The 19,524-nt window shown below is 59.1% G+C and carries 16 protein-coding genes; 7 read left to right on the top strand and 9 right to left on the bottom strand.

Annotated features, from left to right (window positions below; translation table 11 throughout):
* The first annotated feature begins 17 nt into the window (after positions 1–17).
* Entirely contained in the window at positions 18–389 is a 372-nt protein-coding gene (locus GC165_00620) for a 30S ribosomal protein S20 (protein ID MBI1331360.1), read from the top strand.
* A 506-nt stretch (positions 390–895) separates the two neighbouring features.
* Complete coding sequence (locus GC165_00615; GenBank protein ID MBI1331359.1) at positions 896–2,230, top strand: alpha-L-arabinofuranosidase; 1,335 nt, start codon at positions 896–898, stop codon at positions 2,228–2,230.
* 209 nt (positions 2,231–2,439) lie between these two features.
* On the opposite strand, the gene GC165_00610 is transcribed toward GC165_00615, so the two are convergent.
* The 6 genes from GC165_00610 to GC165_00585 form a co-directional block, all read right to left on the bottom strand.
* The gene (locus tag GC165_00610; GenBank protein MBI1331358.1) at positions 2,440–5,529 is read right to left on the bottom strand and encodes a PDZ domain-containing protein; all 3,090 of its coding nucleotides are present in this window, start codon (positions 5,527–5,529) and stop codon (positions 2,440–2,442) included.
* 79 nt (positions 5,530–5,608) lie between these two features.
* Positions 5,609–7,534, bottom strand: coding sequence for a hypothetical protein (locus GC165_00605; protein ID MBI1331357.1), 1,926 nt, complete (start codon positions 7,532–7,534; stop codon positions 5,609–5,611).
* A 508-nt stretch (positions 7,535–8,042) separates the two neighbouring features.
* Positions 8,043–8,693, bottom strand: a complete 651-nt coding sequence (locus GC165_00600; protein MBI1331356.1) for a hypothetical protein — start codon at positions 8,691–8,693, stop codon at positions 8,043–8,045.
* Positions 8,694–8,697: 4 nt separating this feature from the next.
* Positions 8,698–9,903: a hypothetical protein gene (locus GC165_00595; protein MBI1331355.1), complete on the bottom strand. Its 1,206-nt coding sequence runs from the start codon at positions 9,901–9,903 to the stop codon at positions 8,698–8,700.
* A gap of 413 nt (positions 9,904–10,316) precedes the next feature.
* Positions 10,317–11,816, bottom strand: coding sequence for a sulfatase-like hydrolase/transferase (locus GC165_00590; GenBank protein ID MBI1331354.1), 1,500 nt, complete (start codon positions 11,814–11,816; stop codon positions 10,317–10,319).
* 237 nt (positions 11,817–12,053) lie between these two features.
* Positions 12,054–14,462: an extracellular solute-binding protein gene (locus GC165_00585; GenBank protein ID MBI1331353.1), complete on the bottom strand. Its 2,409-nt coding sequence runs from the start codon at positions 14,460–14,462 to the stop codon at positions 12,054–12,056.
* 190 nt (positions 14,463–14,652) lie between these two features.
* On the opposite strand from GC165_00585, the gene recA reads away from it, so the two are divergent.
* Positions 14,653–15,717, top strand: a complete 1,065-nt coding sequence (gene recA, locus GC165_00580) for a recombinase RecA (GenBank protein ID MBI1331352.1) — start codon at positions 14,653–14,655, stop codon at positions 15,715–15,717.
* The gene (locus GC165_00575; GenBank protein ID MBI1331351.1) at positions 15,707–16,147 is read left to right on the top strand and encodes a hypothetical protein; all 441 of its coding nucleotides are present in this window, start codon (positions 15,707–15,709) and stop codon (positions 16,145–16,147) included. Before recA ends, GC165_00575 begins: the two co-directional genes overlap by 11 nt.
* A gap of 2 nt (positions 16,148–16,149) precedes the next feature.
* Here GC165_00575 and GC165_00570 read toward each other — a convergent pair whose 3' ends face one another.
* The gene (locus tag GC165_00570) at positions 16,150–16,848 is read right to left on the bottom strand and encodes a hypothetical protein (protein MBI1331350.1); all 699 of its coding nucleotides are present in this window, start codon (positions 16,846–16,848) and stop codon (positions 16,150–16,152) included.
* A 172-nt stretch (positions 16,849–17,020) separates the two neighbouring features.
* Here GC165_00570 and GC165_00565 point away from each other — a divergent pair, with 172 nt between their 5' ends.
* From GC165_00565 to GC165_00555, 3 genes are all read left to right on the top strand, one after another.
* Positions 17,021–17,566 (top strand): GNAT family N-acetyltransferase, encoded by a 546-nt coding sequence (locus GC165_00565; GenBank protein ID MBI1331349.1) that lies wholly within the window; start codon positions 17,021–17,023, stop codon positions 17,564–17,566.
* A gap of 71 nt (positions 17,567–17,637) precedes the next feature.
* Positions 17,638–18,183: a hypothetical protein gene (locus GC165_00560; GenBank protein ID MBI1331348.1), complete on the top strand. Its 546-nt coding sequence runs from the start codon at positions 17,638–17,640 to the stop codon at positions 18,181–18,183.
* A gap of 169 nt (positions 18,184–18,352) precedes the next feature.
* Complete coding sequence (locus GC165_00555; protein ID MBI1331347.1) at positions 18,353–18,532, top strand: hypothetical protein; 180 nt, start codon at positions 18,353–18,355, stop codon at positions 18,530–18,532.
* 44 nt (positions 18,533–18,576) lie between these two features.
* Here the strand turns inward: GC165_00555 and GC165_00550 are convergent, their stop codons facing one another.
* Positions 18,577–18,816: a DUF433 domain-containing protein gene (locus GC165_00550; GenBank protein ID MBI1331346.1), complete on the bottom strand. Its 240-nt coding sequence runs from the start codon at positions 18,814–18,816 to the stop codon at positions 18,577–18,579.
* A 10-nt stretch (positions 18,817–18,826) separates the two neighbouring features.
* Entirely contained in the window at positions 18,827–19,492 is a 666-nt protein-coding gene (locus GC165_00545; protein MBI1331345.1) for a methyltransferase domain-containing protein, read from the bottom strand.
* Positions 19,493–19,524: the final 32 nt, after the last annotated feature.

Here is a 19,524-nt window from a genome sequence, read left to right as displayed (position 1 = left end):
ATATCGATTGTTCAGAAATGGCAAACACTAAGGCAAGCAAGAAAGATATTCGACGAATCGCCAAACGGACGGTTCAAAACAACGCGGTTCGCACCGCTCTGAAGACGTACGTGAAGAAGTCGCGCAAGGCTACCGAGGCCGGTGACGCCGACACGACGCAGACCGCGTTGAACACCGCTGTGAAGGCTCTGGATAAGGCCGCGCAGAACGGCGTGATCCACCCGAACCAGGCTGCTCGACGCAAGTCGCGAATTGCCAAGCAGGCCGCCGCGGCGATGAAGGCCGCCGGCGTGACGCCGACCGCCAAGCCGAAGGCCGAGAAGAAGGCTCCGGCTGCCAAGAAAGCCGCTCCCGCGAAAAAGGCTCCGGCGAAGAAGAAGTCCGAGTAGTTTTCGGACGCCGTTTCTGAAAATCCCCGACCTGCGATGGGTCGGGGATTTTTTTGTGCTTGGGTGTCTTGCCCGCTCGGACAGCTTCGAGTGGCCCGTGAGCCGAAGGCTATGCGGGAGAGGATTGATGCGCCCACTAAACCGCAAGGCAGGTAGCCAATTGGATCGCCTCAGCCGCAACTTCACCCTCATTGTCGCGATTGTCTTCGGCATCATCGCCCTTTGCGCTCTGGCAAAGGTCCGACAGTTCGACACAGAGCACCCAACAGTCAGCTCCGCAAACGATGTGGCACGGTAACGGTGCCTCGCTTCACTACCAGAAATCAAATTGATCTGATTCAAGGGAACGAGGAACACAGATTGAACAAGCAGACCAACCACGCTACTCCCCCCTTGGAGTAGTGTGGTTGGTCTGCTCGAACGGAAAGCGATCCTCACTCATAGCTACAAGCATGCGACTAAAAATCTCCCACCATTCAGCATCAAATCATGTAGGCTAGAAGCGTATGTCCGTGCTCGCCCTCGCCACCGTCATCGCCCTCGCGCCGACCGCCGGTATCGCCGTCGACCCGAACACCAAGTACCAAAAATGGGATGGGTGGGGCACGTCGCTTTGCTGGTGGGCCCATGTGGTCGGAACCTACCCGCCCGCCGTGCGTGAAGACCTCATGCAAAAGTTTTTCGGCTACCTCAAGCTCAATATCGTGCGCTACAACATCGCAGGCGGCGAGAACCCCGAGCACCACCACATGCAATACCGTGCCCAGCTTCCCGGCTACCAGGACAAGGACGGCAACTGGGATTGGAACGCCGACGCGGGACAGCGATGGGTGCTTCAGCGGGCAAAAGAGCTCGGCGCAAATCGCTTCGAATCCTTCTCCAACTCGCCGCCCTATTGGATGACGAACTCGGGGTGCGCCTCCGGCGGACACGACGGAAAAGATAATCTTCCGGCTAAAAACTATGACGCATTCGCAAAATATCTCGTCACCGTCAACGAGCATTTTCGAAAATACTGGGGCATCACGTTCGAAACCCTAGAGCCCCTGAACGAACCGCACGTGGACTGGTGGCCATACGGCGGACGGCAGGAAGGGTGCCGGGTGCCGATGGGTGAGGCTCAGTCGGGCGTTATCGAAGCGGTGGCTCGCGAGCTGGCAAAAGCCAAGTCGCCCACCAAAATCGCCGCGTCCGACGAGTCGGTCATCGACACCGCCGTCAAGAGCTGGGACGCCCTCACGCCCGAGGCCAAGAACCTGGTTTGGCGCATCAACACCCACCACTACGGCGGCAACAAGCAGAAGGAGCTGGCCCAGCGCGCGGCCGAGTATAAGAAACGCCTGTGGATGTCCGAAGAGGGCAACAACGACGCGAGCGGCATGGAGATGGCGGGCAAAATCGTCCACGACGTGCGAGACATGAAGCCGAGTGCATGGATTTATTGGCAGGTCATCGACACGACCGGCTCCAATTGGGGCTTCCTCGACATGGACCTCAACAACCGCGGCGAGACCTACGTGACGCACAAGAAGTTCTTCGTGATGGGCAATTTCAGCCGGTTTGTGCAACCTGGCGCAACCATTATCGACGTGGCCGACGACCACACGATCGCCTCGTTGAAGGACCGCGAATTGGTGCTGGTTTCCGTCAATAAGGGCGCAGAGCGACCGGTTTCGTTCGACCTCTCTGCTTTCCCCCGCGCGGGTCGCGACCCGGTGCAGGTCTTCGTCACCGACCCAACGCACGACCTCTCGCCGATGCCGTCAGCGACGGTCACGAACAAGACGCTATCTACGACGCTCTCAGCCGACTCGGTCACGACGTTCGTGATCAGGGTGTGAAGAATTGTCTACGTGGCTTCTGGGAGGGTGGGCTTCTTGCTTCCTCAATCCTCCCCACCGGTTCGCCTACGGTCTGCTCAGCCACGCCACCTGGGGAGTGGCGTGGCTGGTACAAATGTTTGACATCCTTGCACTTTTGCACAGGCGAGACGCCTTTGCCCCCAAAAGAGCCCCCCTTCTTTCAGAAGCCAGAAGCTAGAAGCTAAAAGCTAATCCTTCACACTCTTCAGCAATTCCACCACCGCTCGCTCGGTCTGTAGGTCGCGGCCCTGCATCCACGCGTTCGGGTCGAACCAGACCGTGTGGTCGGGTTTGCGGCCATTATTCTCCAGGTTCGTGCCGTTCACCGCATACGCGCCGATGGCTGGCATGCGGATACGCCCGCCGTCCCACAGCGAGTACGCGCCGGTGCCGATCAGGTAGCCCGGCGTTCGCTCGCCGATGATCGGGCCCAGCTTCAGCGCCCGGAAGCCCTCGGTGATAACCTCGGCATTGGAGAACGAGAAGGTGTTTTCCATCAGCGCGGTCGGCTGTTCCAGCGCGTCGCCACGGAAGATGTTCTCACTCAGCTTCAGACCAAAGTCGCCGCGCGTGCTTCGCATCATCCAGGGCCGCTTGATCAGCACGCCCAGCACATCCACCGCAGTCGAACCACCGCCGTTAAACCGTACGTCGATGATCATGCCCTTCTTGCCCTCGCCCTCAGTGCGAATCTCGCGCAGGAACTTGTCCAGCGAGGTCTGGTCGAAGGCGCGGATATGCAGATAGCCCAAGCGGTCGTTGCTCAGCTTGTGTACCATCTCGCGTTGGCCGTCGATGAACGCCTCGTACTCCAGTTCGGAGCGCAGGGCATTCGAGCCCGGCTTGATCAGCACGTGCTGGCGCTTGCCGTCCCGCTCAATGGTCAGATCGACCTTCTTCAGCAGCTTGCGATTCAGAAGCGCGGCCAGCGGCGTCGAACCCACGGCCTCGCCGTCGACTTCCTTGATCGCATCGCCAACCTTCAGCAGGCTGTACGGCTGGTCGGCAGGCGAGTTTGGCACCACGCGGCCCACGACCGCCTCGTTACGCCCGAGGGCGACCGGGTCGAGGTCGATACCCAGGAAGGCGGTGGCTTCGTCGTTCGAGCCAGGATAGTCCGCCGGGGGCGCGGTCGAGCCGAGGTGTGAGGAATCCAGTTCCTCCATCATCTCACCCATCAGACGGTAAAAGTCTGACCGATCGTAGGCGTACGGCACGATCTTGGCGTATTTGTCGCGGATGCCGTTCCAATCCTTCTTGTTCATGCCCGGATCGTAGTAAAGCTGGCCCATCGCCCACCAAACTTCTTCGAACAGCGCCTTCTCCTCGTCGCGCGCGTCCACCGAGTACTGCGCGTTGAACGAGATCGGAGCGAACGACGCGGCGGGACCAGCGGTCGAGAGAGTGGCCATGCGGCCGTTGTTGATGACGTACACCTTGCCATTAGCGGCTTGGATTGACTGGATCGTGGCGATGGCCGTGTCCGGCATCAGCGTGGTCCGCTTGCCCGTAGCCACGTCGATGCTTTGCAGACCCTCGTCCGTTAGCGCAATTAGCGACTTGCCGTCCGGGTTTGCGACGGCCCCCGCGCACATGCGATTGGTGAGGCGTCGCAGGCGCTTGTCGAGGTTCGGCTCGTAGATTTTGACTTCCGGCGCGACCTTCTCTTTGCTGGGCGGCGTGTCGATCTTATCGAGGTCATCCTCGGAGAAGGTCACATCCGGCGGCACCAGGTCCACGATAAAGAGGTCGGGGAAATCGAACTCGGGAGAGGTGAAGAACAGGGCGCGACCATTCGGCGTGAACTGCGGCACCGAAACATCGCCCTTCTGCGGACGATCGACCATCTTGGCCACGACCGTCGTCTTGCCCGTCTTCACATCCACCAGTGCAACATCTGTGCGGCGACCGACGAGCAGGGTAGTGGCGATGTACGCGTTGTCTGGCGACCATGAGAAGGTGGGCACGCCACCGTCGAGGGCGTTGCGGAAGTTACCCTTGACCAGCAGGTGGGCGTTCTTGCCTTCGGCGTCGGCCAACCAAATTTCGTCGCCGCCCTTATGGTAGGCGACGGTCTTGCCATCGGGCGACACGACCGGCGTGTGGATTTCCGCCGAGGGATCGACGATGAAGTCCTTGACGACGCCATCCACGGTGACCGTCTTCAGGCGTCGCCGAGAGTCCTCCATGGCGGTGTAGACGATGGTCTTGGGGTTCAGCCATTGCGGCGAGTAGTCGCGGGCAGGGTTGGTGGTCAGTCGGCGCGTGGTGCCGCCCTTCTCGGGCAGGAGGAAGATGTCGCCGCGGGCGTAGGCGGCGACGCGTTTGCCATCGGGCGAAACCGCCATTTGCTCGATGCCACCGGCCAAGGATATTTCCTCGATCGGGTTGGTACGCGAGTCGTCCGGCACGGTCACCGGAACCTCTACGTCGGTGTCCTTGGTGGTGTCGTACACCCACAGCGCTGACTCAAATTCGTACGAAATGTAGCGTCCGTCCCGGCTGACGGTAAGGTTGCGGCTGGTGCCGTCCTTGTGGTGGGTCAGCTCCACGTCGCCTTTGCCCAGTCGCCACACGTTAGGGAATCCGCCCCGATTGGTCACGGCGAAAATTGTGCCGTCGGGCATCACTTGGGGCGTGAGGTCGGTGAACTCGTTGTTGGTGAGGCGTCGATGGTTGGAGAGCGGAACCGTGTTATCCGCCACCCAAATCTCGGGCAGGGCCGAGGACTGCATGGTCGGCTTCTGCCACGCCGTCTCGCGGTACGAACCGCGATTGTAGTACACCTTGGTGCCATCAGCCGACACGAACGGCGCGAACGGGGCTTCGAACGGGTGGCTGGTGAGGCGCTGGAGATCACCGCCGATGACGGGCACGCGGAAGAGGTCGCCTCGGCTCCATAGATTGGTTTGACCGTAGATGAAGCGTCCATCCGGCGAGACGGAAGTGGGAATCTCGGCGCTGGAGTCGTACGTGACACGGCGCAGATCGGTGCCGTCTGGGCGCATGGTGAAGATGTCGGTACTGCCATAGCGGGCCGACGCGAAGGCGACGCGCGAGCCATCGCGGAACCACACCGGGCGGGAGTCGATCGCCGCATGGACGGTGAGCCGGGTGGCCATTCCGCCGGTTCGGGCCACCGACCAAATGTCGTTCTGCCAACTAAAAAGAACGGTGGAGCCGTCGGGGGAGATGGCGGGGTACTGAATTCGCTTGATCGGACCAGCTAGCGCCGCCGACGCCATGACCAGCGCCAGCGCGCCGGAGAAAAGCTTCATTCCAAGATTGTAGCTGAACCCCTGACAAAAAAAGAACCCAGCCGTAGGGCTGGGTTCTTTTGCTATTCAGCGGTTAAATTTAGAACTTAACCGAGAACTGAGCACCGAAGGTCGAACCCTTCATCGCGCCAGCGGAGGTGAGGCCGTAGAACGAGGAAGCAGGGGTGATTCCGGTGATGTCGCTCGCCTGGTAGAACAGCTTGAACATGGTGTTTGCACCCATGTCGTAGCCGAAGCCCAGGGTCGTGAACTTGAACTGAGGAGTCGTACCGTCGATCACGTAGCCACCCTTGAACTTGGTGTCTTCGTAGTCGGCCATAAGCGTCCAGTTGTCGTTGATCTTGAAGTCAGCGCCAACCGTCGTGCTCTTGACGGCATCCTTGTTCGAGACCGAGATCTGGTCTCCCTTCATGTATCCACCGTGGATCGAGAACTTGTCGTTGACAGCATAGTTGGCCTTAACCGACGTTTGCTTGAGGTCGTTCAGATTGTGGTAGATAGCAGCCTTGCTCCAAGCGCCGGCAGCAACGTAGCCGTTGCCGATTTCAGCGTAGGAAGCGTCGATTCCGAGACCACCGGTCTTGAAGTTCAGCCCAACGTTGGTTCGGGTGTTCTTCGAGCCGTAGGAAACGGTGCTCGTGCCGTTCTTGAACTGCGACTTGCCGGTACCAGCAGTCAGACCGAGCGAATCGCTGATCTTGTAGCTGAAGTCGGCGCCGTAGGTCTCGAGTCGGTTCGCAACCGGGGTGTTAGCCGAGGTGTTCGAATCGAGGTCGACGAACGAGAGGTCGAGTTTGCCGTTCTCACCGATCTTGAAGCCAAGGCTACCGCCCATGGCTCGTGCGGCGGAAAGGGTAGCCGTACCGAAGGTAGCGGCAGCTTCCTCACCGATCATGATCGGCTGGATCGGGTTGCCCGAAGCATCAACGATGTTGGCGACTTGACCAAGGAACAGGTTCAGGTCGGTGTTCTGACCGAGACCGAACTTGAGGTTGGCGCCGTCCATTGCGTACTCGCCGTTGTCCCATCGCTCGTTGCTCCAGAAGGACGTGGTGTCCGGTCGCTCGAGGACGTAGCCGCCGAGCTTGAGACCCTGTCGTCCGATCTTGGCATCGAAGTTGAGGCCGCCGAGACCGTCGTTGAAGGTTGCGTAGAGTCGATCAGCGTAAACCGAAGTGCCGGTTCCAGCCGCGTTGTACGGCATGCCGTTCGCGGTCGTGGTCGAGCTCTGGTTGCCGAAGCCCTGGGTGGCGTTGCCCACCACGAGGTCAGCAACTACGTTTGCGCCAGTTGCGTTGTTCGTGGAGAACTTGAGGCCGAGTTCGTGAAGAACCGTCAGGGTGTCGATACCAGCGCCGGTTCCGGTGCCACCGAAGTAGCGACCGTCGCTGTTAAGAGCAGCCGATCCGGTGTTACCCTTGATGCTGGCGCCCATGAAGAAGCTGGCGTCGCCCGAGATGGTGACGTTGTTCTTCTTGTTCTCAAGATCGCTGACGCGCTTGGAAAGGTCCGAAAGGTCCTTCTTCATCGCTTCGACGTCGACGCCCATCTGCGAGAGTTCCTTCTCGTAGGTGCTGGACATCTTCTTCAGCTGAGCGATGTCGTCGCCCCAACCCTTCATGCCGCTGACGTCCTTCGAGAGGGCGCTCAACTGGTCGCGAAGAGCCTGGATGGCGGGACCGTTGTCATCGCCGCCCGGCTTGAAACCGTCGACCTTATCGCTAAGGGTCTTGATCTGAGCATCAAGGCCGTCGGTGACGTTCTTGAGGTTCATGTAGAGAGCGTAGAGGAGGCTCGCCATTTCGTAGCGAGTCATCATTCGCTTACCGCCGAAAGTGCCATCCGGATAACCCGTGATGATGCCTTCTTTCTTGAGTCGAGCGACAGCCTCGTAGGCCCAGTGAGTATCGGCGACGTCCGGGAAGTTATCTCGCTGTGCGAAGGCCGGGGTTACCATGCCTGCGGCGAGAACGACCGAGACTGCATATTTGAACGTTTTGTTCATCTTTACTGTGTCGTATCTCCTGTTAGTTTTTGCGACACAGGAGTTCTAAGTTCGCCTGGTATCAGGGAGGCCTTACACTTTCCTAAGTTTCTTATAAAACCTCTTTCCGATATCCCAAGCTGCGCTAGTGCATCCTGCATCATTGGCTATTAGCCATCGTTATTATGGACGAGTGGTTTTTCTCCTCGCAACCATAAAATGGCATTTTAGGCAAAAAAGCCCGACGAATCCGACGTCTCTCACCCGTCTGTTTTGGGTTTGGGGCGTCGTTCGAGGGCAAAGGGGTTGAAGCCATTAGCCTCAAGCCGCAAGAGAGATCGGCCCGCGCCATGCAAGGCATACAGCTTTCTGCTCTCTGCTTTTTGCTTTCTGCCAACTCCCAACTGCCGACTCCCTCCCAACCTCTCTTGGAGCCAGAAGCTAAAAGCTCGCACAAAAAAATCCCGCGCACCGGGGTTAGGAGTGCGCAGGAAATAGAGGAGTTGCTCGTGGTTATTCGCGTCTGAGCTTAGGCTTTGCTGATGCGTACCGTTTTGCTCGGCGTGAAGCTGTACTTGAGTTTGGCGACCTTACAAATCTTGTCGAGTGCGAACTTCAGCGAAGTGTTGAAGAAGTAGGCGTCGAGCTTGTAGGCCGGGACGGTGTCGTCGATTTCGATGTCCACCTTGGTCTGGGCCGAGAACTCGGCGAAGACTTCGTGAATGTCCACTTTCTTCATCTGGACCGTCAGGCGACCTGTCAGGTCGATCTCGTTCGGGTCCTTGAATGTTTCGGCGGCGGCAGCGGCCGGCGGAATCGTCTTGGGCACCGCGCCCTTGGTCCCGTTCTTAGCCGTGATCGGCGTGGTCTTGGTCACCGGTGCCTTCTTGGTCGGGGCCATGGTGTGCACGTACCAGATGCCGTCTTTCTCCTTAAAATCTAGGTCGGCGAGCTTGGAAACGATATCGATCGCTTTCTCAAAGGTCACGTCGTCGAGGCTCATGTAGATGGTCTGGTACACGTTGGTTTCCAGCACATACTGCTTGCCCGACTGCTCGAAGATCGTGGCGATCACGCTTCGGACGTCGTCACCCTTCGACTTAACCTTGATGGTCTTGGACTGAGCAAAGGCGCTAAGCGCGATTGCGAGTACGGCGATGCTAGCGATGGTTTTCTTCATGTTCTTACTGCCCGTTGTTGGTCGGAGTGCCGTCGGGTGCATAAACGTGGACGACGCTTTCCTTGGAAGTCTTGGGAGCCGTGGTGGTGTGCCGTCGGGTCGATCGGCGAACCGTGCTCTTCTTGGTAGTGTGGAGGACCGGTTTCTTAGCGGTCGGCTTCTTCGCGACTGGTTTCTTGGCCACAGTCGGCTTGGCGATAGCTGGCTTCTTGGCGGTTACCGGCTTCTTGGCGACCGGCTTCGCATTCGCAGGTTTGGCGGCCGTCGGTTTGGCGACTGGCTTTGGCTTCGCGGGGGTCGCCTTGGCAGGAGCTGTCGGCTTTTGCGGCTCGATTCGACCCGTTGCCGGATCAACGAATCCTTCGGCGCGGATGGCCTGCTTACTGGCGTCGGCGTCCAATCGCTTGGCCGTCGATTCGCCTACCTTCGGCGACTTGGTCTCCTTGGGCGTGTCCGTCTTGGGTCGGTCCTTCACCAGCAGATTGTCCTGGTTGGCTTTGCCACCCAGCAGGCTGGTCGGGTCCTTCACCACGAACGACATGGCGGCGGCGGCGGCGCAGACTCCACAGAGGTACAAAATCGGTTTGTTGAGGCCCGGTCGGTTCTGCTTGAGGGCCTTTTTCGCCTCGCGCAGATTGTCAGCAGTCATGGCCGGCTTCACGCCTTCGGGGGCGTTCGGCACTCGCTCGAACAGGGCGAGCGACTTGAACAAGCTCTTCTTTTCTGCCTTGGCGGCTTTGGGGGCTTTGGCTTTCTTGGTCTTCTTGGCGGGCGCGTCGGAAGGGTCGAGGTGAATCGTGGTGGCGGCCACTTTGGGCGCATCCTTGTGGGCAAAAGCGGGAGCGACTTGCGGAACTTCGATCACGTTTTCGTCCTGCTTGGCGAGGAGCTTGCCCAGGAGCGAGGCCTTGGGAGTGGCCGGTTCGGCCGTCATTTCTTTGGGCTCGCCGGTGGCTTGGATCGGTGCCGGCCGAGTCGGTTCTGGCGTCGGCGTGCTGGTCATCGCCACCGGAACTTCAACGGTTTCAATGGTCGATCTGAGCTTGGCTTCCAGGCTGGACTTCTTCTCCATGAGAAGCTGCTTGCAGCGTGGACATTCGGAGATGTGCGTTTCGAGCTGACGCGAGACCTCCGGATTGAGATTTTCTCCTGCAATATAACGCGCGATCTGCGATTTAGCGATGGCGCATTCGAAATCTGTTACTGACATGGTCGTTAACCCCTTTCTTGGTGGGATCGAAACAATCCCAGTAGTTCTATCGGGGTGTTTCCAAATCTCTGAAGGGTGGGCGCGAAAAATGTTGGAGAAGTTTGTGAGGTTTTGGGTGGGAGGCTTCAGTTGGCGGAGAGCTTTAAGACTGCGTCACTGAAATGAGAATCCCTTAGTGTGACGCCCACCTCTTACCGGTCCCTACCTTGGGTGGCACTGATAAAGACGTCTTCTCGTCCGCCGAAGTCCAAGGGACGAGGACAGAGAAGGGCGAAGCTGGGATTTACCAGTGCTTCAGTCGTTGAAGAAGGGGCTAAACACCACGCATAGGTGGATAAGTGGCATTCAACCAGCCCAACTCCATCGCACCTATACGTGCCACCCGAGGCTGTCTTGGCATGCGAGACGAGCCCTTACCGACCGCTTTCTCGAATGCGATCCAATTCATCCGACAGACGAATCACCACGTCCAGATGCTCGTTCGCCACGTTGCGCGTCTCGCCCGGGTCGGTTTGTAGGTCGTACAACTGCGGCTCTCGCGAGTTGCCAAGTTCAATGCGCGTCTCCTTGTCGTACGCCGCCCGTTTGCTCGGCTGGATGTACTTCCACCGGCCATCGCGGATGGCGAGCGAGCCGCCATATTCCACCAGGCTCTGACGCGCCGAGTCGGTCTGGCCCAACAGTGCGTCCATTACGTTCATGCTGTCCACGCCGTCGTGGGCGCTCAGCGGCTGGCCGACCAGATGCGCGAACGACGCGAGGAAGTCAGTCTGGCAGATCAGCGCGTCGCTGATGCCCGACTTGACGTGGCCGGGCCAACTCACTAGCATGGGCATGCGCGTCCCCGCCTCGAAGATGCTGTACTTGCCGCCGCGGTAGATGCCGCTCGGCTTATGGTCGCCGATCCGCTCGAACGCCTCGTCCTGATAGCCGTCGTCCAGGACCGGACCGTTGTCGCTGGTCAGGATCACCAGCGTGTTCTTGGTCAGGTTCAGACGGTCGAGGGTCGCTAGAATCTTGCCCACCGACCAGTCGAACTCGGCGATGGCGTCGCCGCGCGGACCCATGTCGGTTTTGCCCACGAACCGGGCATGCGGCACGCGCGGGACATGGATATCGTGGGTGGCGAAGTAGAGGAAGAACGGGTGTGAGCGGTTCAGCTCGATGAACTGCACACCCTTATTCGTAAAGATGTCTGCGCGGTCCTCGTCGACCCACTGCGCCTTCTCGCCGCCGATCGAATATCCGATGCGCGGGATGCCGTTCACGACGGCGTTGTTGTGCCCGTCGCTCGGCTTCATCTTCAGGTGGTCGTACTCGTCGGCGCAGGTTTTCTCGCCCGGAAACGGGGCTTTGTAGCTCACGCGGATGGGATCGCCAGGGTCGAGGCCCACCACTTTTTGGTTTTCCAGATACACGCACGGCACCCGATCGCCGGTCGCGGCCATGATGAACGAATAGTCGAACCCAACCTCGCGAGGGCCGGGCGAGACCACGTGGTTCCAATCCTGCTCGGCCGATGCCGACCCCAGCCCGAGGTGCCATTTGCCGACGATCCCGGTCGCGTAGCCCGCCTTCTTCAGCATGGATGGGAGCGTGGCGTGATCGGTGGGCACGATCAAGGCGGCGTTGCCGGGTAGAACTCCGGTGCCCTTCTGCCGAAAGGCATAGCTGCCGGTCATCAGCGAGAACCGCGATGGTGTGCAAGTCGAGGAGGATGCGTAGGCGCTGGTGAATCGCCGTCCGCCCCGCGCGAGCTTGTCCACGTTGGGGGTGAGAACAGCCTTCGCACCGTAGATTCCGGTGTCGCCGTAACCCAGGTCGTCGGCGTAGATGAACACGATATTCGGCTTCTGCGCTGCCGTCATCGCGGCGACGAACAAGGCGGTGATCAGGCCGAGCGCGCGTTTCATCTGGACAGTATAAACCGGGGCGAGCTTTGAGCTAGTAGCTTCAAGCTTCTAGCTTCAAGCGGAACTCCATCGAACGAATCGATTGCAATACCGAAACTTTGCCATTTCCCTCGCGATGCTCGATGGGGACTTCGTGACGCTCACGGCTGCCAAAGGGCTGAACTCCACTATTCGGCAGAAGGCAGAAGGCTAGAGGCTAGAAGCTAGAAGCTAAAAGCTAAAAGCTAAAAGCTCTCCCTAACTCCTCGCCGTCGAGAAGCGCATCTTCAGCAGGCTTCGAATCTGCACCAGGGTGAAGCCGATCAGGATCGAGCCCATCACCCACGCCGCCGCCGTCGCGTATCCAAACTTCAGATACATAAACGCGTTTTGCCACACCTCCAGCCCGATCGTGCGGGTCGAGTTCAGAGGACCGCCCATGGTGAGAACGAACACGTTTTCCATCGCCTTGAACCCGGCGATGAACACGCCGAGGAGGTTGATGAGGATCAGCGGTTTGAGGCCCGGGAGTGTGATGTAGCGAATCTTCTGCCGCCAGTTCGCGCCGTCCAGGTCGGCGGCCTCGTAGCGCTCGGTCGCGATGTTCTTCAGCGCAGCGAGGTACAAAATCGAGCCCGGCCCCGCTCCTGCCCAGATGCCGGGGAGCACGACGGCGAACATCGCTAGCGAAGGGTCGCCGAGCCAGTCGTTGGCGGTCGGCCAGGGCGCATGCCCGACCAGATGGAACAGCGGATTCACCACGTGCTCGATGACTGGTCCGACGATGGAGTTGAGCAGGCCCGACGGGCTCTTGTCGTAGAACTGCCGCCACACGAACGCGATGACGATGCTGGAGGTCATCGCCGGTAGGTAGAAAATGGTGCGGAAAAGGACCTTGAAGCGCGGAATCTCGTTGAGCGCGAGGGCAAGAAAGATCGGCATGAAGAACCCGATCAGGAGTGTCAGCGAGACGTACACGACGCTGTTCCATAGGCTCTTGTAGAAGAGCGGCTGGGTGAAAACGCCGATGAAATTGTCCAGCCCGACCCAGCGTGGCGGACGCTGGATGCCGTAGTCCTGGAACGCGATCTCCAGGCCACGCGCCAGCGGATAATAGCTCCATACCGCGATCGTGATCACCGCGGGGGCGAGGCACACCGTCATGAATCTCCGCATTTTGCGGCGGTCGGTACCGGGCGGAATCCGTTCGACGAAGTGCACCGGATTGGCCCGCGCTCGACGTACGAAATAAATAGCTAAGGACACTAAAGCTATACAGATCACCGACAAAATGCCGATAGCCCATCCGCGTTGGCGGGCCATGATCTCGGGCGGCGTGTAGCCTAACAGCTTGTCGTTCATCTCCGATTCGGCGGCGGCGAGGATACGCTCGACCGGCTCCTTCGGGTTGAGGCGAGCGCGGTCGAGGGCGTTGTCCAGCACCGAATACACCTGCTGGCAGTTCTTGCCATATGGCTCGGGGTGGCCGGTCTGGAACAACTCGTCGTTGGCCTCGGCGTAGGCGGGGTCCACCTGGGCCAGTAGGTCCGTGTAGCCAAACTTTTTCAGCCACGACGGGTTCACCAGGTTGCCCATGCCAAGCTCGATGCACTTATCGGTGTTGATCTTGGCCGCCTCGTCGCCGGCAAAGAACTTGATGAAATCCCAGCAGGCCTTCAGCTTGGCTGGGTCGGTGACGCGCGAACTGATCGCCCACATTCCGGCGTTCACCTCGTTCGAATAACCCGCAGGACCGGCGGGCACCCGCGCGATGCCGATCACCGAGGGCGGGAGCTCGCTCTGCTGGAGCAGAACATCGTTGGTGTAGTTCAGCCACATCGCGGCCTTACCGCGTCGAATGTCGTCGTTGAGGTCTTTGGAGACGGTACCTGGCGGGTTCTCGCCCACCATCAGGCGGCGAAAGAACTCAACGGCTTTGCCCGCAGCGGGCGTGTTGATGGCCGATTTCCAGTCTCCGTTGGCGTCCTGTCGCACCGATTCGCCCCCGGCGGCATACAGAAAGTTCGACCATTGGTAGCCAGGCGGACTGGAGAGCGCAAAGCCGTATCGGCCGACCTTCGGGTCGGTCATCTTCTGCGCATCGGCGACCAATTCGTCCCATGTCTTGGGCGGCTTATCGGGGTCCAGGCCCGCGCTTCGAAAGAAGTCCCGGCGGTAGTACAGGGCGGTGGCGACCTGGAAGAATGGCACCGCGTACACCTTGCCGTCGTAGCTGGTGAGGACCTTTTTCACGGTGGGATTGCACCGCGCCATCACGTCCGGGTCTTTGGCAATCAGGTCGTCCAGCGAGCGGCAAAAACCCTGCTCGAGGAAGGTGTAGTACTGGCGGAAATTAACGTAAAAGATGTCCGGCGAAGAGTCGCCCGCCATCGACATCAGGAACATCGAATCGTCCAGATTGCTCCCGCTGAAGCTGAGGCCCCCAGCGTTGACCACGCGCACACCGGGGTGCGAGCGGTGGAACGCCTCGAAGACCGATCGGCGAACCTGGGCGGTGATGGATGTGGACTCTTTGGGCGGGATGCCATAGCCGCCGCCGGGAAGCATACGGATGACAATATCACCGTCGGATTGGGCGAAGGAACTTGGTCCGAGAGAAGCCAAAACGACGCCAAGAAACGCTAAAATTCGCTTACGGGCGCCCACACTTGATTAAAACACAATTCGGATCGGGTTCGCGACGAACGTCCGGGTGAAAACTGTCAAAATTGCCAGCAAAGTACTTGACAAAAGATTATCAATAAGGGTTATAAATACTAGACACGCGTCTATAAATTACGCAGACAACAGGGAAACATACAACGTGAGAAAGGCAGCATTGGACATCGAAAAAGGTTTGGCGAACGGAGACGCGAGTGAGAAGACGAGGGCGCTTCAGATGGCGCTCAGCCAGGTCGAAAAGAATTTTGGCAAAGGCTCAGTCATGCAGATGGGCACCAACGACCGGGAGCCCATCGAGGCGATTCCGACCGGCTCGCTGAGCCTGGACATGAGCCTCGGCATCGGCGGCATCCCGAGGGGCCGCATCATCGAGATTTACGGACCGGAGTCGGGTGGTAAGACCACCCTGGCTCTGCACTGCGTGGCCGAAGCGCAGCGGATGGGCGATATCTGCCTGTACGTAGATGCTGAGCACGCACTCGACATTGAGTACGCCCGCATGCTGGGTGTCGATATTGACAAGCTCTACATCTCTCAGCCGAGCAGCGGCGAAGAGGCGCTGGAGATCGCGGACACGATCATCAAGTCTGGCGCGGTCGGCCTCGTGGTTGTGGACTCGGTGGCGGCGCTGGTCCCTCGCGCGGAAATCGAAGGCGAGATGGGCGATACGTTTGTGGGCGTGCAGGCCCGAATGATGAGTCAGGCTCTGCGAAAGCTGGGCGGCACGCTCAGCAAGTCGAAGACTGCGTGTATCTTCATCAACCAGATTCGCGAAAAGATCGGCGTCATGTACGGCAACCCGGAGACCACGCCGGGCGGCCGCGCCCTGAAGTTCTGGGCTAGCGTCCGACTCGAAGTGCGCAAGGGCGACGCCATCAAGAACGGCACCGAGCAGACCGGCGCGCGAACCAAGGTCAAGATCGTGAAGAACAAGGTTGCGCCGCCCTTCAAGGTCGCCGAGTTCGACCTCATTTTTGGCAAGGGCATCAGCAAGGCCGGCGACGTGCTGGACATCGGCACCGCCAAGGGCATCATCACGCGAAGCGGAACCTATTTCAATTACGACGAAATTCGCCTGGGGCAGGGCCGCGACAACGCCCGAACCTACCTGGAAGAAAACCCGAAGGTGTTCGAAGAGATCGACCGCAAGGTACGAGACATCTTCAAGGCCGAGCGGGCGAGCCTCCCGGCTCAGGCCGTCGTCGAGGACGAAGAAGAACCCGATCTCGATGAACTCTGACGTCCACGCGGCCCTGTTGGCCGCGCTGAAAATCCTGAAGCGACAGGACCTGACGATTCAGGAAGTCGCCCATCGGCTCGAAAGTAATTTCGAGCCGACCGTGATTTGCGAGGCGCTAGAATTCCTGCAAACCAAGCGGATTCTCGACGATGTGCGCCTGGCGCGGCTGGCAATCGAACGCAACGAGGGCCGTCGAGCCGTCGGCGACGAGGCTTTGCGAGCGAAGCTGGAAAGCCGCGGCGTCCCGCCCGAAGTGGTGGCCGAGTTGTTCGCCGAAGCCGACCTCGACGAACTGAGCCGCGCGCTGGTGTTGGTGGATGCGAAGTTCAGCGGCTCCCAGAACCCAGGCCGCGTCGCCCGATTCTTGGCCAGCCGAGGGTTCAGCGAAGAGACGATCGAATCGATCCTCGACCGAATCGGAATGGCGTAGGCTCAGGGCCGAACCACGGTTCGCTCTTTCCACTCTTTGGGGTCCAGAACTTCAGGGCTTTCGGGGATGATGAAGTCGTCCTTCACCATTGGTCCCGAAAAGTTCAGTTGGTCTACACCATTCTGGCCGACAGAATAGACGACCCACCCGTTCTTCTGATGGGAAAGCCGGAGGGGTTTTCCGTCAGTGTCCAGTGTCGCGCGTCCTCCCAACGGCAGGGCTTTGGCCCTGACGCCGAAGTCCATCAGCGCAAGGGCTTGGCGGATCACATTTCTCCTTGCCATTTCGGCTACAAAGTCGTCTATCCAGGCAAAGTCCGTAAGCCCGGGAAAATTCCTTAAGAGGCTTTTACTGAGATCCAGTCTGGAAGTCCATATTGTGCTTTTGGACAGAACTTTCTTCGCCTGTTCAAAGTCGCTCGGATCCCTTGGTAGACCTTTCTCGACGTTGGCAAAGTACTCATGCACCTGGGAAAGCTGAGCCTTTCCGAAGAGCGGCAGGCGACGGCCAGCCATCAAGACGCCGGGCAACCTGTCCTCATCGGTGTAACCAAGGTCACGAAAAGTCCCTTTAGACGTGTCGCCCATCAGAACAGAGCCAGCCCAAACGGCTCGCCAGTGATCTATTCTGACGCTATCGCGCAAATCGTATGGCTTGTCCATCCCATCGAGCAAACTGGCAAAAGCCTCGCGACTCTGCAATTTGTGAGCGTAGGTTGGGATCAGGTCTCGAAGCGAAGTCTCGATTGATTTCGCGAGTGCGAGCCGGAAACCAATTAGATCTGGGTCGGCAGAAAGAGGAAGACCGGAAACACACTGGCCTACCGATGCGAACACTTTGCCCCGACTACCACCGAGCCGGTATCCTGCGAAGATGGGATTTGGCTTCGAAGGCAAAAGAATTCGTCTGGTCCCCTTGGACCCAGACAAGCATCTGGACAACGTTTACGCGTGGGTGAATGACTGCGACGTCACCGACACGCTCGGCTTTCGCGGCACGCCGATGTCTCGCGCGAGCGAACAGGAGTGGATGGAGCGCATCGGCAAGGACCCCAACAACATCGTGTGGGCCATCGAACTGCTCGACGGAACCCATATCGGCACAAGTGGCATCCACAACATCAACCTCACCAACGGCGTGGCCAACACCGGCTCTTTCATCGGCGTTTCGAACCTACATGGGCAGGGCTACGGCACCGAGGCGTCCGTCCTACGCGCCCGATACGGCTTCCACGTTTTGGGCCTTCGAATGCTGAAGAGCACCCACCTGGGCGGTAACCACGCATCCCGCCGAATGCTGGAGAAAACCGGCTACGCGGAGTACGGCCGCATCCCCGGCGAGCACTGGAAAAACGGCGTCTTCCACGACATGGTGTACATGCTTCTCACCAAGGAGAAGTTCCTAGAGCTTCATCCTTAACGTTGCGTTCGGAACCTTTTTGGCCTAAAATGCATAGAGTAAATAAGCAATTTCTATTGCGAGGTACGAACATGAATAGAGGAATTCTCGCCATCGGAGCGCTCGTCGGAATGTCGATGATTGCGACCGCGTTCGTCAATAGCGGCTTGGAGAAGGGTGAAATGGTCACCCCGTTCCACCCGAAGCACGTGGCTGGCGCCCTGAAGGGCACTGACTCCTGCTTCCCGTGCACCTACCAGAACCGACCGCAGGTTCAGGCATGGGTCACCAACGGAGACCAGAAGTCCATCATGGCATTCGCCAAGACTCTGGATTCGGCGATGGACAAGTACGCCGACAAGGAATTTAAGGCCATGGTCGTTATCTTTACGACCAAGGACGGCGGCAAGATGATCGAGGACAAATCGCCCGAGCTCAACCGCGAGTTCAAGCACGTTTCGATCAGCTACCTGACGGCCGACAACCCAGCGGTGAAGAACTACAAGATCAACACCAGCGCCAAGAACACGGTCTTCGTGTACAAGAACTGGAAGGTCGAGGACAAGTTTGTGGACCTCGGCACCGACGCCAAGAGCCTCTCCGCTCTGAACGGCGCGATCGACGATCTGGTCAAGTAAGACTGACCAATCCAAACGCCCTGAGCTGGCTGGCTCGGGGCGTTTTTTTGTCAGAGAGACAGTTCAACGATGGTCCCCGGCACAACCCGGTCCAATGAGCTATCGACAATTTGAGCAAAGGGCAGAAGGGCACGTATTGAGTTCGAATGACTCTTCAAAACGAATTCGAATGACTCTTCAAAACGAAGATGCATACGCTCTTGCCGGTAAGCGACTGCTGATACCTAACATTCTGGTCCACCGTAATCATCAGTTCGAAACCGTTCGCCTCCGCTTCGCCGATCAAATGGCCATTGTCGAGATGCCCCCATTCGAGCCGACTGGTGTGATGAACGTCATGTCCAGCTAGGAACTTTTCAAAAGGTCGCGGGACGCAATGATCCAGAAGAATTTTCACGAGGCTTGATCAAGACCAAGGGCAGCGCGAGTCTGACGATCTTGCCATCGCAGAACGGCCTGAATCTGTTCGAGAGTCACGTCGGGGTACGCGTCCATGAACTCGGCCAGCGGAACGCCCTCGACATAGTTGTCGAGCAGAACCTTGACTGGAATGCGGGTGCCAACGAAGCAAATCGAGCCCGACATGATATTCGGGTTTTGACTCAGCACGCCCTTCAGTTCCTCGGGGATCATCGATTCTATTCTACATCGACTTCCGCAACGTCGCCCACATGATCGGGTGGTCGCGGGTCTCGACCACCGACGACACCACCCGAAAGCCCGCTTCGGCGAGTTCACCAATCAGGTCCGGCGTGTCGACATAGCAATTCAGCGGCACGCCGTCCTGCCGCGTTATCCGTGCGTCCGGGTCGTAGCGAAGCATCTCCCAATGCTCGGGATCGGGTTGGTTGACGATGGTGCTGACGAGGAAGTAGCCGCTCGGCCGCAACACGCGATGCGCCTCGTCGAGGAAGCGACGACGGTTGTCGCCGTGGAAGAAGTGTAGGCAGTTGGCATCGAGCACGGCGTCGAACGACTCGGTGTCGAACGGCCACGGCTCGCGCAGGTCGGCGACCCGAAATTCAGCCTCCAAGCCCTGTTCGGTTGCAAACTCTTGAGCCCAGCGCACGGCGGTGGGCGCAAAATCCACGCCGATCGACCTCCAACCCAGGCGCGCAAACGCCAGGGCGATGTTGCCACGCCCGCATCCCAACTCGACCAAGTCTCCGCCACTAAGCCCGACGGCCGTCAGTTGCTTTTGAAACATGCCGATGGCAAAGGCACTCGTGACTTCGTCGGACCATCCAACTCGGTCCGTGCCCGCGATTTGCGCGTAGCGCCGCTCGAACAGTTCTTGCTGTGCTTCCATTTCGTCCCCAATCAACCCCGACCCCGGTAAAT

Source organism: Armatimonadota bacterium, from assembly GCA_016125185.1.
GTDB lineage: Bacteria > Armatimonadota > Fimbriimonadia > Fimbriimonadales > Fimbriimonadaceae > Fimbriimonas.
The sequence above is the reverse complement of the archived record's forward strand: the minus strand, read 5'-3'. Positions and strand labels throughout refer to the sequence as shown.

Coding starts and splice junctions, on each gene's coding strand:
- GC165_00620 (MBI1331360.1), top strand. CDS start 18: ATGGCAAACACTAAGGCAAGCAAGAAAGATATTCGACGAATCGCCAAA.
- GC165_00615 (MBI1331359.1), top strand. CDS start 896: ATGTCCGTGCTCGCCCTCGCCACCGTCATCGCCCTCGCGCCGACCGCC.
- GC165_00610 (MBI1331358.1), bottom strand. CDS start 5,529: ATGAAGCTTTTCTCCGGCGCGCTGGCGCTGGTCATGGCGTCGGCGGCG.
- GC165_00605 (MBI1331357.1), bottom strand. CDS start 7,534: ATGAACAAAACGTTCAAATATGCAGTCTCGGTCGTTCTCGCCGCAGGC.
- GC165_00600 (MBI1331356.1), bottom strand. CDS start 8,693: ATGAAGAAAACCATCGCTAGCATCGCCGTACTCGCAATCGCGCTTAGC.
- GC165_00595 (MBI1331355.1), bottom strand. CDS start 9,903: ATGTCAGTAACAGATTTCGAATGCGCCATCGCTAAATCGCAGATCGCG.
- GC165_00590 (MBI1331354.1), bottom strand. CDS start 11,816: ATGAAACGCGCGCTCGGCCTGATCACCGCCTTGTTCGTCGCCGCGATG.
- GC165_00575 (MBI1331351.1), top strand. CDS start 15,707: ATGAACTCTGACGTCCACGCGGCCCTGTTGGCCGCGCTGAAAATCCTG.
- GC165_00565 (MBI1331349.1), top strand. CDS start 17,021: ATGGGATTTGGCTTCGAAGGCAAAAGAATTCGTCTGGTCCCCTTGGAC.
- GC165_00560 (MBI1331348.1), top strand. CDS start 17,638: ATGAATAGAGGAATTCTCGCCATCGGAGCGCTCGTCGGAATGTCGATG.
- GC165_00555 (MBI1331347.1), top strand. CDS start 18,353: ATGACTCTTCAAAACGAAGATGCATACGCTCTTGCCGGTAAGCGACTG.
- GC165_00550 (MBI1331346.1), bottom strand. CDS start 18,816: ATGATCCCCGAGGAACTGAAGGGCGTGCTGAGTCAAAACCCGAATATC.
- GC165_00545 (MBI1331345.1), bottom strand. CDS start 19,492: ATGGAAGCACAGCAAGAACTGTTCGAGCGGCGCTACGCGCAAATCGCG.